The following is a 13,788-nucleotide window of genomic DNA, read 5'->3' as shown; positions in this document are numbered from 1 at the left end:
CCTCGGCTGACCGCAGGCCACGCGCCTACGGTCAGCCTTCCTGGGTCAGGACCGTACAGCCGCCGTAGCTGTAGGCGCGGGCGTAGGCGTGGGCGAGATCGTCGCCGCGTCCAGCCCCACCACGGCCAGCTCCTCCGGAAGGAACGGGGGAGCGGCCAGCTCCGGGAGGCGTTCGTCGGCGCGCATCGCCATCAGGAAACGGTTGGAGCCTAGTTCGGCCTGCGGCGCGTTGAGGCTCATCACGTCCGTGACGATCTCGGACGCCTTCGGGGAGCGGATCGACGCCGCGGTGATGGCCTCGGCGAACCGCAGACGCTGCTCGGTGTCCACACCGATGAGCCGCGGATCCGTCGCCAAGACCCGGCAGTTGACGTAGTCGATGTCCTTGGTGGCGGCGAGGATCCACGGGTCGTCCACGGCCGCGCCGATCGCCTTCTGCAGGGCGCGGGTGCCGGCGCGGGCGGACCCCGTACCCTCCTGCACGCTCCGCTCGAACTCGCGGTCGATCGTGGTGGCGCAGCGCGCGGCCGAGCTCATGCCGTGGCCGTAGATCGGGTTGAACGCGGTCAGCGAGTCACCGATGACGAGCAGGCCGTCGGGCCACTGTTCGAGGCGCTCCGGATAGAGGCGGCGGTTGGCGCCGGAGCGGGAACCGAAGACGGGGGTGAGTGGTTCGGCGTCCCGGAGCAGGTCGGCGAGGATCGGATGGTTCAGGTTCTCGGCGAAGGGAAGGAACTCGTCTTCGTGCGTAGGCAGTTGCGCGCCCCGCGTGCAGGAGAGCGTCGCTAGCCAGCGGCCGCCCTCGATGGGGTAGACCACGCCGAAGCGGCCGGGTTCGCGCACCCGGTCGTCGGCGGCGATGTTCACGGCGGGGAAGTGCGTCGTCGCGCCCGGCGGGGCCTTGAAGAGCCGGGTGGCGTAGGCGACGCCGGCATCCACGACGTCCTCTTCAAGTGCCGGTACGCCGAGGGCGGCGAGCCACTGCTTGAGGCGGGAGCCGCGCCCGGTGGCGTCGATCACCAGGTCGGCCTCCAGCTGCTCCTGCCGACCGCTGTCGAGGTCGCGGACGACGACACCGGTGACCCGGCCGCCACTGCCACCACCACTTCCCGTCAGCTCGACGGCCTCGGTGCGCTGCCGGACGGTGATGTTGTCAGCCGCCAGGGCCTGCTGACGTACCGTCAAGTCCAGTAGCGGGCGGCTGGCGACCAGCGCGAACTGGGTGGCGGGGAAGCGGTGCTGCCACCCCTGCCCGGTCAGCGTCACCAGGTCCTCGGGGAAGCCGAGGCGGCGGGCGCCGGCCGCGAGCAGGCGGTCGGTGGTGCCGGGCAGCATCTCCTCGATGAGGCGGGCGCCGTTGGACCACAGGAGGTGCGCGTGGCGGGCCTGCGGGACCCCCTTGCGGTGCTGGGGCTCCTCCGGCAGCGCGTCACGTTCCACGACGGTGACGGCGTCGACGTGCCGGGCCAGGACGTGGGCCGCCAGGGTGCCTGCCATGCTGGCACCCAGGACGACGGCGTGTGCGGGTCGGGTGGTGGTCACGCGCGTATCCCTTCGGGGTGGGTGGTCTCGGCGGGCCCGGCCGGATCGTCCATGGTCACGTCCGTGACGCCCCAGAACGCCTGGACCCGGCGGCCGAGCCCGTTCTCGTCGAGTTCGACGATGCCGACGATGCGGAAGGTCATCGGCCGCGGCCGCTGCACGGTGACCGTGGTCGGCGTCACCACGAAACGGTCGTCCATCGACGTCATCGGCGGGTCCGGCACCTCGTGCGTACCGCAGGAGACGGCCAGTTCGAGATGGCGGCGGAGATCGTCCTTGCCCACCATCGGGGGCCGCCCCACGGGGTCCTCGAAGACGATGTCGTCCGTGAACAGGTCGAGGACGCCTTCGATGTCACCGGCGTTGATGCGCTCGGCGTAGTCGACGGCCATCTGCTTGCGCGCGGCCTCGTCGGGCATGGCACCTCCAGGAAGGGTGGGCAGACCTTGTGAAAGTCATCGAGGGCCGTTCGGTTCAGCCGAGGACCGTGAGATCGGATGTGCCCCAGTACGACTTCAGATGCCGGATGAGGCCGGACGTGTCCATGCGGATCACGAGCATCGCCGTGCGGTGTATGCGGGCCGTCCCCGGGGCGTCGGGGGCCTTGAGCCAGCCCCGCTCCGCGTAGAGCGGGCCCACGGGCAGGTAGTCCATGACGGAGGAGATCTGGATCAGCGCGTGCGTGGCGTCCTGCCCGGCGACGGGCTCGGCCGCCTCCTCGCGCAGGTGCGCGGCGAGCAGCGGTTCGTAGTGGGCGCGCAGCGCGTCGTGCCCGGTGACGGGCGGGAGGCCGACCGGGTCCTCGAGGACCGCGTCGGGCGCGTACAGCTCGATGATCGCGTCCAGGTCCCCGGCGTTGACCCGCCGGCTGTGCTCCAGGGCCCGCTTCTTGCGGGCGAACTCGTTCATCGCTGCCCCTCCACTGCCTGACCGTGTCCATTGCCGTTGCCGTTGCCGTTGCCGTTGCCGTTGCCGTTGCCGTTGCCGTGTCCGTTGCCCTGCCCGGTGGGCTGTGAGTTGCCCTGTCCGCTCGCGCCGTCCCTGCCGAGGTCCCGGTCGATGAACGCGAAGATCTCGTCCGTCGACGCGTCCTGGATACGTGTACGAGTGGCCACCGCGACCTCGCCGGCCGTGTCCTCCGGCGCGTCGAGCCTGGCCAGCGTCGCGCGCAGCCGCCCCGCCAGTTCGGCCCGCGCCGAGCCGTCCTTCGAGGAGACCGAGAGCAGCGAGTCCTCGATGCGCTCGAACTCCGCCAGGACGTCGGCGAGCGGATCCGCCGCGCGCGGGGCCAGCTCCTGCCGCAGCTGCGCGGCGAGCTCCGCCGGGTTGGGATGGTCGAAGACGAACGTGGCGGGCAGCTTCAGCCCCGTCGCGGCCGAGAGCCGGTTGCGCAGCTCCACCGCGGTCAGGGAGTCGAAGCCGAGTTCCCGCAGCCCCTGTGTCGCGTTGACGGGTGTCGCCGCGTCGTAGCCGAGGACGGCCGCGATGTGGGTGCACACCAGGTCGAGCAGCGCCTCCTCCCGCTCGGGGTCGGACATCGCGCCGAGCGACTTGAGCAGCGCGGCCGCCCCCGCCGACACGGCACCGCCGCCGCTCCTGCTCCCCCCGCGCACCAGGTCGCGCAGCAGCGCCGGTGCGGGGTGGCTCTGGGCCTGCCGACGCATCCGGGCCAGGTCGAGACGGACCGGCGCGTACAGGGGCTGTCCGCCGGCCCACGCCGCGTCGAGGAGGGCGAGGCCCTCGTCGGCGCCGAGCCCGACCACGCCGGCGCGGGCGTGGCGCGCCCGGTCGGCGTCGGTGAGCCGTCCCGACATGCCGCTCGCCAGCTCCCAGTAGCCCCACGCCAGGGAGGTCGCCGCCGCGCCGCCGTCGTGCCGGTGCCGGGCCAACGCGTCCAGGAAGGCGTTGGCGGCCGTGTAGCTGCCCTGGCCGGGGCCGCCGAGCAGCCCGGCGACCGAGGAGTACAGGACGAACGCGGACAGGTCCGCGTCCCGCGTCAGCTCGTGCAGGTGCCATGCGGCGTCCGCCTTCACGCGCATCACCTCCTCGACCTGCTCGGCCGTGAGGTTCTGCACCACCGCGTCGTTCACGGTGCCCGCGCAGTGGAAGACGGCGGTCAGCGGGTGGTCCGCGGGCACCGTCGCGAGGAGGGCGGCGGCTTCGTCCCGGTCGCCCGGATCGCACGCGGCGAAGGTGACTCGCGCGCCGAGCGCGGAGAGGTCGGCGGCCAGTTCGAGTGCGCCCGGCGCGTCGGCTCCCCGCCTGCTGGACAGCAACAGGTGCCTGGCTCCGTACCGCTCCACCAGGTGACGGGCCGTCAGCGAGCCGAGTGCTCCGGTGCCGCCGGTGATCAGCACGGTGCCCTCGGGGTCGAAGGCGGGAGGCAGCGAGAACACGGTCGTGCCCGCCGAGGGCGGGGCCGCCATCGCGGCGGGCGCCTGCCGAATGTCCCACACGGTGATGTCGAGCGGCGTCAGAGCACGGCTGCCACCCCGTTCCGCGGGCAGCCCGGACTCCGCCGACTCCGTGATCTCGGCAAGCTCGGTCAGCTCCGTCAGCTCTGTCAGCTCCGCGAGGATTTCCCGTACGCGCCCGGGCTCGGGCGGCACGACAGCCTGCTCCTCGTCCGGACGACCGCCCGCACGGTGGACCACCAGGGCCCCCTCGTGGCGGAGGGTGACGTCGACCGCGCGCTCGGGGCCCGAACCGTCCGCCGTCGCCGCACCGTCCACGGCCTCGACCCGCCACCGCCCGGCAAGAGCAAGACGCAGCACGGCACGGCCGACGGAACCGATTTCCTCCCCGACGAGCAGAGTCTCGCCGCCGCGCGGCGCCACGACATCCGACAGCACGTGGTACGCGGACACATAGGCCCCCAGGGACCCGGCCGCCTGCGCCCAACTCCAGCCCGTCGGAACCGGCATGAGCAGCGCGGCATCGGTGACGGCCACCGGGCCCACCACGTCGAACAACCCCATCACCCGGTCGCCCACGGCCACCGAACCGACCTCGCCGCCGACCTCCGTCACCACACCGGCACCCTCGACCTGGCCCGCCGTGAGCGGCCCCGGCGCCGCGGCCCGCACCGCCACCCGCACCTCGTGCGGCTCCAGCGCCCGCCCGGCCTCGGGAGCGTCGACGAGGGACAACTGCTGTCCGCCACCCGCCTCTTGGCCCCGAGCCAGCCGCCACGTGAGCGATCCGACCGGCGGCACCAGCCGCACCGACGCGTCGTCGCGCACGAGCCGTGGCACGTAGGCGCGCCCGTCACGCAGCGCCAATTCCGGTTCACCGGAAGCCAGTACGCCGGTCAGCACGGCCGGAGAAGACTCCAGTCCGTCCACGTCGAGCAGCGTGAGGCGACCGGGGTTCTCGGCCTGCGCGCTGCGCACCAGACCCCACAGCGACGCGCCCGCCAGATCACCGGCGGTCTCACCCGGCCGCGCGGCGACCGCGCCCCGGGTGACGACGACGAGACGGGTCGCCGCGAACGCCGGGTCGTCCACCCACTCCTTGAGCAGTGACAGAAGGGACACGGTGGCCAGCCGCGCGTACCCGGCCGCGTCGCCGCCTCTGCGATCCACATCCGCAACGGCCCCGGCACCTGCACCGGGCGCGGCACACACGGCGAGCACGACATCGGGCGCTTGGCCCCCGGCCGCCACTCCGTCCCGGAGCGCACCGAACGTGTCCCACACGGGGCCGGCGGCCAGCGCATCGGACAAGGCGTCGGCCAGCGCACCGGCCGACGTACCGTCCATCGGGCCACCCTCGACCGGCGCGAGGACCGCGGCACGCGGGGTGCCGCCGCCCGTCTCCTCGGCCCGCGCGGTGACCTCCGTCCACACGAGCCGGAAGAGCGCGTCACGGTCCGCCGCGCGGGCGCCCGCGATCTGGTGGGCGGCCACCGGCCGTACCGTGAGCGACTCCAGCGTGAGAACCGGCTCCCCGCCTCCGCCCCCGTCCACGGCCGTGAGGGCCAGCTGGTCGGGCGCGGTGCGTGCGATACGTACCCGCAACTTCTCAGCGCCCGGCGCGTGCACCCGCAACCCGCTCCAGGAGAACGGCAGCAGCACTTGGTCGGTGTCGGCGGACGACGTGACCGCGTCCAGGATCAGCGCGTGCAGCGTGGCGTCGAGCAGCACCGGGTGCAGCTGGTAGCGGTCGGCCCTGCCGCTCTCCGTCTCGGGCAGCGCCACCTCGGCGAAAAGGTCGCCCCCGAGCCGCCACGCGCTCACCAGTCCCTGCGAGCCGGGCCCGAAGTCATAGCCGTACGAAGCGAGTTCCCCGTACGGGTCCTGCCCGCCGACCGGTGTGGCGCCCGGCGGCGGCCACGTCCCGCCGAACGAGGCGTCCCCGGCGTCGGGACCCGGGGGAGCGACCACGCCCGCGGCATGCCGGGTCCACACGGCCTCCTCGCCCTCACCCGTGGGCCGCGAATGGACGGTCACGGGACGCCGCCCGTCCTCGGCCACGGAACCGACCGCCACCTGCACGTCGACCGCGCCCGCACCCTCGTCCCCGAAGGCGAGCGGAGTGTGCAGCGTCAGCTCCGCCACCTCCGCGCAGCCGGCCCGCACCGCGGCCTGCAGCGCGAGCTCCACGAACGCCGAACCGGGCAGCAGCACCGTGTCCATGACCCGGTGCTCGGCCAGCCACGCCTGGTCCCGCGGAGAGATCCGGCCGGTCAGCAGGTGACTGCCGCCGTCCGCGAGTTCCACGGCGGCCCCGAGCAGCGGATGCCCCGCGGACGCGAGCCCGAGCCCCGCCGGGTCCCCGGCGAGCCCCCTGCGCCCCTCCAGCCAGAATCGCTCCCGCTGGAAGGCGTACGTCGGCAGATCCACCACCCGAGGCAGCGGCACGGCCGGGAACCAGCCCGTCCAGTCGACCTCCGCCCCCGCGCCGAAGGCCTGGGCGGCGGCGCGGGTGAGCTGCGCGGCGTCGCCGTGGTCGCGGCGCAGGGTGGGCACGACCGTGGCGGGCATGTCGGCCCGCTCGATGGTCTCCTCCATGCCGAGGTTGAGGACGGGGTGGGGACTGGCCTCGATGAACAGGCGGTAGCCGTCGGCCAGCAGCGCTTCGATGGTGTCGGCGAAGCGGACGGGCTGGCGGAGGTTGGTGACCCAGTAGTCGGTGTCGAGGGCAGTGGTGTCGTCGAGGCGTTCGGCGGTGACCGTCGAGTAGAAGGCGACGTCCGTGTTCGTAGGCCGGATGTCGGCGAGGCGTTCGGCCAGGAGGTCGTGGAGCTGGTCGATCTGGGGGCCATGAGAGGCGTACCCGACGTCGATGACACGGGCGCGCAGACCACGTGCCTCCGCGTCTGCGACGACCGCTGCCACATGCTCCGGCGGCCCTGAAATGACCGTAGAGGAGGGCCCGTTGACGGCTGCGACACACACGCCGGGCCGATCACCGATGAGCTCAGCCGCCTGCTCCGAGCCGGTGCCCAACGACGCCATGTCGCCCTGCCCCATCAGCTGCCGGAGCGCGTCACTGCGTACGGCCACGATGCGCGCCGCATCCTCCAGTGACAGCGCCCCCGCCACACACGCGGCGGCCATCTCGCCCTGCGAGTGCCCGATGACGGCAGCCGGGGTGATGCCGTAATCGGCCCACACCGCAGCCAGCGAGACCATCACCGCCCACAGCACGGGCTGCACGACCTCGACCCGGGACAGCTCACTCCCGTCCCCGCGCAACACTGCACTCAGCGACCAGTCCACATGCGCCGACAGCGCCCGCTCACACTCCGCGATCCGAGCCGCGAAGACGGGCGACTCGTCAAGGAGCTGGGCACCCATGCCCACCCACTGCGACCCCTGCCCCGGGAACACCAACACCGGACCCGCGCCGGAGGCGCCCTGTACGGCGCCCTCGACGACGTCCGGTGACGGCTCGCCCGCCGCCAGGGACCGTAGCCCGGCGAGGAGAGTCTCGCGGTCCTTGCCCACGACGACGGCTCGGTTCTCGAACACCGACCGGGTCTTGACCAGGGACCAGCCCACGTCCAGCGGCGACGCGAGCCGCGGGTCGGCGGTGGCGCGGTCGGCCAGCAGGCGGGCCTGGGCCCGCAGCGCCTCCTCGCCGCGCGCCGACACCACCCAGGGCACCACTCCGGCCGGCGCCGCGGCGTCCTCCGCCGGAGTGGTCACGGGCTCCGGAGCGTCCGGGGCCTGTTCGAGGATGAGGTGCGCGTTGGTGCCGGAGATGCCGAAGGCGGACACCCCGGCGCGGCGCGGGCGTTCGCCGCGCGGCCAGGCGACCGGTTCGGACAGCAGGCGGACGCCACTGCCGTCCCAGTCCACGTGCGGCGTGGGCGCGTCGATGTGCAGGGAGGCGGGCAGCTGTTCGTTGCGCAGCGCCATGACCATCTTGATCACACCGGCGACACCGGCCGACGCCTGTGCGTGCCCGATGTTCGACTTGATCGAGCCGAGCCACAGCGGCCGGTCCGCGGGCCGCTCCTTGCCGTAGGTGGCGACGAGCGCGCTGGCCTCGATGGGGTCGCCCAGCATGGTGCCGGTGCCGTGCGCCTCCACGGCGTCGACGTCCTCGGCGGAGAGCCGTGCGTTGGCGAGTGCCTGCCGGATCACCCGCTGCTGCGCCTGCCCGTTGGGTGCCGTGAGCCCGTTGCTCGTGCCGTCCTGGTTGATGGCCGAGCCCCGGATCACCGCCAGGACGTTGTGGCCGTTGCGCCGTGCCTCCGAGAGCCGTTCGAGCACGACCAGGCCGACTCCCTCGGCCCAGCCGGTGCCGTCGGCGGCGGCCGCGAACGGCTTGCACCGGCCGTCCTTGGCGAGCCCGCGCTGCAGCGAGAACTCGACGAACGAGCCCGGCGTGGCCATCACCGTCGCGCCGCCCGCGAGAGCGAGCGAGCACTCGCCCTGGCGCAGCGCGTGCGCCGCCTGGTGGATCGCCACCAGGGACGACGAGCAGCCGGTGTCGATCGTCATGGCGGGGCCTTCGAGGCCGAGTACGTACGACACCCGGCCGGAGGCGACACAACCGAGGTTCCCGGTGCCGATGTAGCCCTCGACCTCGGTGGGCTGTTCACCGACGAGCGCGAGGTAGTCGAAGATGGTCAGGCCCGTGAACACCCCGGCGTCACTGCCCTTGAGGGTCTCCCGGTCGAGGCCCGCGCGCTCGATCGCCTCCCACGCGGTCTCCAGGAGCAGCCGCTGCTGCGGGTCCATCGCGACGGCCTCGCGGGGGCTGATGCCGAAGAATCCGGCGTCGAAGTCGCCCGCGTCGTAGAGGAACCCGCCTTCGCGCACATAGCTGGTGCCGCGGCTCTCCGGGTCCGGGTCGTACAGCGTCTCCAGGTCCCAGCCCCGGTCGTCGGGGAAGGCCCCCATGGCGTCCTTGCCGGCCGCGACCAGATCCCACAGCTCCTCGGCGGAGCGGACGTCGCCCGGATAGCGGCAGGCCATGCCGACGATCGCGATCGGCTCGTCGTCGGCGGCGCCTCCGGAGGCCCCGGCCGCCCGCACCGGGTCGGCGGAGGCCGCCGCGTCACCGGACAGCTCGGCCCGCAGGACGTCGGTGAGCGCGTCCGGGGTGGGGTGGTCGAAGACGACCGTGGTCGGCAGTGTCAGGCCGGTGCTCTTGTTCAGCCTGTTGCGCAGCTCCACCGCCGTCAGCGAGTCGAAGCCCAGCTCCTGGAACGGCTTGGTGGCGGGCACCGCGTCGACGTCCGAGTGCCCCAGCGTGGCCGCCGCCTGGGAGCGCACGTGCTGCAGCAGCAACTGCCGCTGCTGCGCCGGCTTCGCCTCCGTCAGCTCCTGCTGGAGCGACGATGCCTCCGTGGCGTCTTCCTGTGCCGTGGGTGCGCTGGCCCGCCGGTTCTCGGGCAGGTCGGCGAGGAGCGGGCTGGGCCGCTGCGCGGTGAACGTCGACGTGAACTGCGCCCAGTCGAAGTTCGCCACGGTCAGTGTCGTCTCACCCACGTCCAGGGCCTGTTGCAGCGCCTTGACGCACAGTTCCGGGCTGAGCGGGTGCAGGCCGAAGCGGCTGAAGAACGTCAACGCGGCCTGGTCCGCCGCCATGCCCGCCTCGGCCCAAGGCCCCCAGGCGATGGAGGTGGCGGGCAGACCCTCGGCGCGGCGGTGCTCGGCAAGGGCGTCGAGGAAGTGGTTGGCCGCACCATAGGCGCCCTGCTGGCCGCTGCCCCACACGCCGGCGCCCGACGAGAACATCACGAACGCCGAGAGCGGCAACTCCCGTGTTAGTTCATGCAGATGGTGGGCGGCGAGCGCCTTCGGACGCAGCACCTCGTCCAGCTCGGCACCCGACACGTCGCCGAGGCCTATGTAGTTCGGCACGCCGGCCGCGTGGATGACGGCGGTCAACGGGTGCTCGGCTGGGACATCGTCGATGAGGCGTCGCACCTGCTCGCGGTCGCCGACGTCGCAGGCGGTGACGGTGACGGCGGCCCCCAACTCCGTCAGTTCCGCGGCGAGTTCCTGTGCTCCGGGGGCGTCGGGGCCGCGGCGGCTGGTCAGGAGGAGGTGCGGGGCGCCCGCACGGGCGAGCCACCGCGCGAGGACGGCGCCGATGCCGCCGGTCCCGCCGGTGATGAGAGTGGTGCCGTCGGGCCGCCAACCAAGCCCGCTGCCGACCGTGTTGGCGGGCGCGTGTGCAAGGCGACGGGCATGGACGCCGGACGGCCGGATGGAGATCTGGTCCTCGTCCTGCGGAACCAGCGCGGCGGCCAGCCGGGTCAGCGTCTGATGGTCGATACGAGCGGGCAGGTCGACGAGCCCGCCCCACAGCCGCGGATACTCCAGCGCAGCGACGCGCCCCAGTCCCCACACCTGAGCCTGCACCGGATGGGTGAGGGCGTCGCCGGCGCTCGTGGAAACAGCCCCCTGCGTGAGAGTGCGTACGGCGATGTCTGCGCCGTTGTCCCCGAGGGCCTGGACGAGAGCGGTCGTCGCGGCGAGCCCCGCGGGCACGGCCGAGTGCTCCGGATGCGGCTCCTCGTCCAGGGCCAGCAGATTGACGACCCCGGCAAACGCGGCCCCGTCCATCAGGACACGCAGCTCCTGCGCCAACTCCGTACGCTCCACGGCACGCGTGTCGACCACGTGGCGTCGCACCTCGCCACCATGGGCGGTCAGCGTCTGCGCGGTCGCGAGGACGGCCGGGTGGTCGGCGTGCGCGGCGGGCACGAGCAGCAGCCAGGCCCCGCTGAGCTCCGGCGCCGGCACATCGGGTAGATGCTTCCAAGTGACCTGATAACGCCAGGAGTCGACGGTGGACTGCTCGCGGTGCCGACGCCGCCAGGCCGAGAGGACAGGCAGTGCGGACTCCAGCGCTCCGACGCTCTCCGCCTGCCCCTCGATCTCCAGGCTGCCGGCGAGGGCGTCGATGTCCAGGTCCTCGATCGCCTGCCACACCCGGGCCTCGACCGGATCGTGCCCACCACCCACGGCTGCGACCGCCGCGGGCGGCTCCACCCAGTAGTGCTTGTGCTGGAAGGCGTAGGTGGGCAGGTCGACCGTACGGGGAGTGGGGTCGGCCGGGAACCAGCGCCGCCAGTCGACGGGGGCGCCGGCGGTGAAGGCGTGCGCTGCGGCGCGGGTGAGCTGGGTGGTGTCACCGTGGTCGCGACGCAGGGTGGGGATGGTGACGGCCGTCCCCGCGGCACCGGCCTGCTGCTCGATGGTCTCCTGGATGCCGAGGTTGAGGACGGGGTGGGGGCTGGCCTCGATGAACAGGCGGTAGCCGTCGGCCAGCAGCGCTTCGATGGTGTCGGCGAAGCGGACGGGCTGGCGGAGGTTGGTGACCCAGTAGGCGGTGTCGAGGGCGGTGGTGTCGGCCAGGCGCGCGGCAGTGACGGTCGAGTAGAAGGCCACGTCGGTGGTGGTCGGCCGGATGTCGGCGAGCCGGTCGGTGAGGAGGTCGTGGAGCTGGTCGATCTGGGGGCCGTGCGAGGCGTACCCGACGTCGATGACCCGGGCCCTGAGCCCCTGCGCCTCCGCCTCGGCGACGACGGCTGCCACATGCTCAGGCGGCCCCGAAATCACCGTCGAGGACGGCCCGTTGACCGCTGCGACGACCACGCCCGGCCGGTCGCCGATCAGATCAGTGGCCTGCTCGGCACCGGTGCTGAGCGAGGCCATGTCGCCGTGCCCTTGCAGCTGACGAAGCGCGTCACTGCGTACGGCTACGATGCGCGCCGCATCCTCCAGTGACAGGGCCCCCGCGACGCACGCGGCAGCCATCTCACCCTGCGAGTGCCCGATCACGGCAGCCGGAGTGACGCCATAGTCGGCCCAGACGGCAGCCAGCGAGACCATCACCGCCCACAGCACGGGCTGCACGACCTCGACCCGGGACAGCTCACTCCCGTCCCCGCGCAGGACATCACTCAGCGACCAGTCCACATGCGCCGACAGCGCCCGCTCACACTCCGCGATCCGCGCCGCGAAGACGGGGGACTCGTCAAGAAGTTGGGCACCCATGCCCACCCACTGCGACCCCTGCCCCGGAAACACCAACACCGGCCCAGGACCCACATCGCCGGCCACCCCGGCCACCACATCCGCCGACGCCTCACCCGCAGCCAATGCCTCCAGGCCGGCACCGGCCTGAGCCAAGTCCCGCCCCACGACCACGGCCCGCTGATCGAACAAGGCGCGTGTCGTGGCCAGCGACCAGCCCACCTCGGCCGCCGACGCATCCCCGGCCCCGACCACGAACTCGGCGAGCCGCCGCGCCTGTTCACGCAGCGCGTCCGGAGTCCGCCCGGACACCACCCACGGCACGACCCCACCCGGCTCCTCGACCACGGAGCCCGGCACGTCCTCCTCCGGCGGTGCCTCCTCCAGAATCAGATGCGCGTTCGTCCCGGAGATCCCGAACGCCGAGATGCCTGCCCGCCGCGTGCGCTCCGCCGGCCAGTCCACGGGCTCGGAGAGCAGTCGTACGCTGCCCTGTTCCCACTGGACGTGCGGTGACGGGGCGTCGATGTGCAGGGAGGTCGGGAGGAGACCGTTGCGCATCGCCATGACCATCTTGATGACGCCCGCGACACCGGCGGCGGCCTGCGTGTGACCGATGTTGGATTTCACCGAGCCGAGCCAGAGCGGACGGTCCTCCGGACGCCCCTGGCCGTACGTGGCGATCAGGGCCTGCGCCTCGATGGGGTCGCCGAGCGTGGTGCCGGTGCCGTGGGCCTCCACGGCGTCGATGTCCTCGGCGGAGAGGCGTGCGTTGGCGAGGGCGGCGCGGATGACGCGTTCCTGGGAGGGGCCGTTGGGGGCGGCGAGCCCGTTGCTCGTACCGTCCTGGTTGGTGGCCGAACCCCGTACCACCGCAAGGACCTTGTGGCCGCGGCGGCGCGCTTCGGAGAGCAGCTCCAGCACCACCACCCCGGCGCCCTCGCCCCAGCCGGTGCCGTCGGCGGCGGCCGCGAACGGCTTGCACCGCCCGTCGGGCGCGAGCCCCCGCTGCCGGGAGAACTCGGTGAACGAACCCGGCGTCGCCATCACCGTCGAACCGCCCGCAAGCGCGAGCGAGCACTCGCCCTGCCGCAGCGCCTGACTGGCGAGGTGGATCGCCACCAGGGACGACGAGCACGCCGTGTCGACGGTGACCGCGGGACCTTCGAGCCCCAGCGTGTAGGAGATCCGGCCCGACACCACACTGCCGAGGTTCCCGGTGCCGATGTACCCCTCGACGTCGCTGGCCGTCTGGCTGATCAGCGTCAGGTAGTCGTGGGCGCTCACTCCGGTGAAGACGCCGGTGTCGCTGCCCTTCAGCGCGTGCGGGTTCATGCCCGCGTGCTCGATCGCCTCCCACGCGGTCTCCAGGAGCAGCCGCTGCTGCGGGTCCATCGCCGTGGCCTCGCGCGGGCTGATGCCGAAGAACTCGGCGTCGAAGTGGCCGGCGTCGTACAGGAAGGCGCCGTCCCGCACATAGCTGGTGGCCGGATGCTCCGGATCCGGGTGATACAGCGACTCCAGGTCCCAGCCCCGGTCGTCGGGGAACCCCGCGACCGCGTCACCCCCGTCGCGCACGAGCTCCCAGAGGTCCTCCGCCGACCGGGCGCCGCCCGGGTAACGGCAGGCCATGCCGACGATGGCGACCGGCTCGGTCGATTCCTTGTCGTGGAGCCGTTGCCGGGCCTCGCGCAGCTCCGCGGTGACCCACTTGAGGTGATCGAGAAGCTTCTCCTCGTTCGACATCTGACCCAGGCTCCTTGGCGCTACGTGGTGATCGGGGCGTATGAGGTTGGGGGAG

4 protein-coding genes are annotated in these 13,788 nt (G+C 72.8%); all 4 read right to left on the bottom strand.

The window, feature by feature from the left end; genetic code table 11:
- Positions 1-45: 45 nt before the first annotated feature.
- From ACH4D5_RS06065 to ACH4D5_RS06050, 4 genes are read right to left on the bottom strand one after another with little or no spacing between them, the layout of a single operon-like run.
- Positions 46-1,542 (bottom strand): NAD(P)/FAD-dependent oxidoreductase, encoded by a 1,497-nt coding sequence (locus ACH4D5_RS06065; RefSeq protein ID WP_398299084.1) that lies wholly within the window; start codon positions 1,540-1,542, stop codon positions 46-48.
- Positions 1,539-1,961 carry a nuclear transport factor 2 family protein gene (locus ACH4D5_RS06060; protein ID WP_398299082.1) on the bottom strand — a complete coding sequence of 141 codons (423 nt, stop codon included), beginning with the start codon at positions 1,959-1,961 and terminating at the stop codon, positions 1,539-1,541. The genes ACH4D5_RS06065 and ACH4D5_RS06060 overlap by 4 nt, the downstream gene beginning before the upstream one ends.
- Before the next feature lie 55 nt (positions 1,962-2,016).
- Positions 2,017-2,451 carry a nuclear transport factor 2 family protein gene (locus ACH4D5_RS06055; RefSeq protein ID WP_398299080.1) on the bottom strand — a complete coding sequence of 145 codons (435 nt, stop codon included), beginning with the start codon at positions 2,449-2,451 and terminating at the stop codon, positions 2,017-2,019.
- Positions 2,448-13,733, bottom strand: coding sequence for a type I polyketide synthase (locus ACH4D5_RS06050; protein ID WP_398299078.1), 11,286 nt, complete (start codon positions 13,731-13,733; stop codon positions 2,448-2,450). The genes ACH4D5_RS06055 and ACH4D5_RS06050 overlap by 4 nt, the downstream gene beginning before the upstream one ends.
- Between the last annotated feature and the right edge of the window lie 55 nt (positions 13,734-13,788).

The organism is Streptomyces sp. NPDC018029, from assembly GCF_044327655.1.
GTDB lineage: Bacteria > Actinomycetota > Actinomycetes > Streptomycetales > Streptomycetaceae > Streptomyces.
The sequence above is the reverse complement of the archived record's forward strand: the minus strand, read 5'-3'. Positions and strand labels throughout refer to the sequence as shown.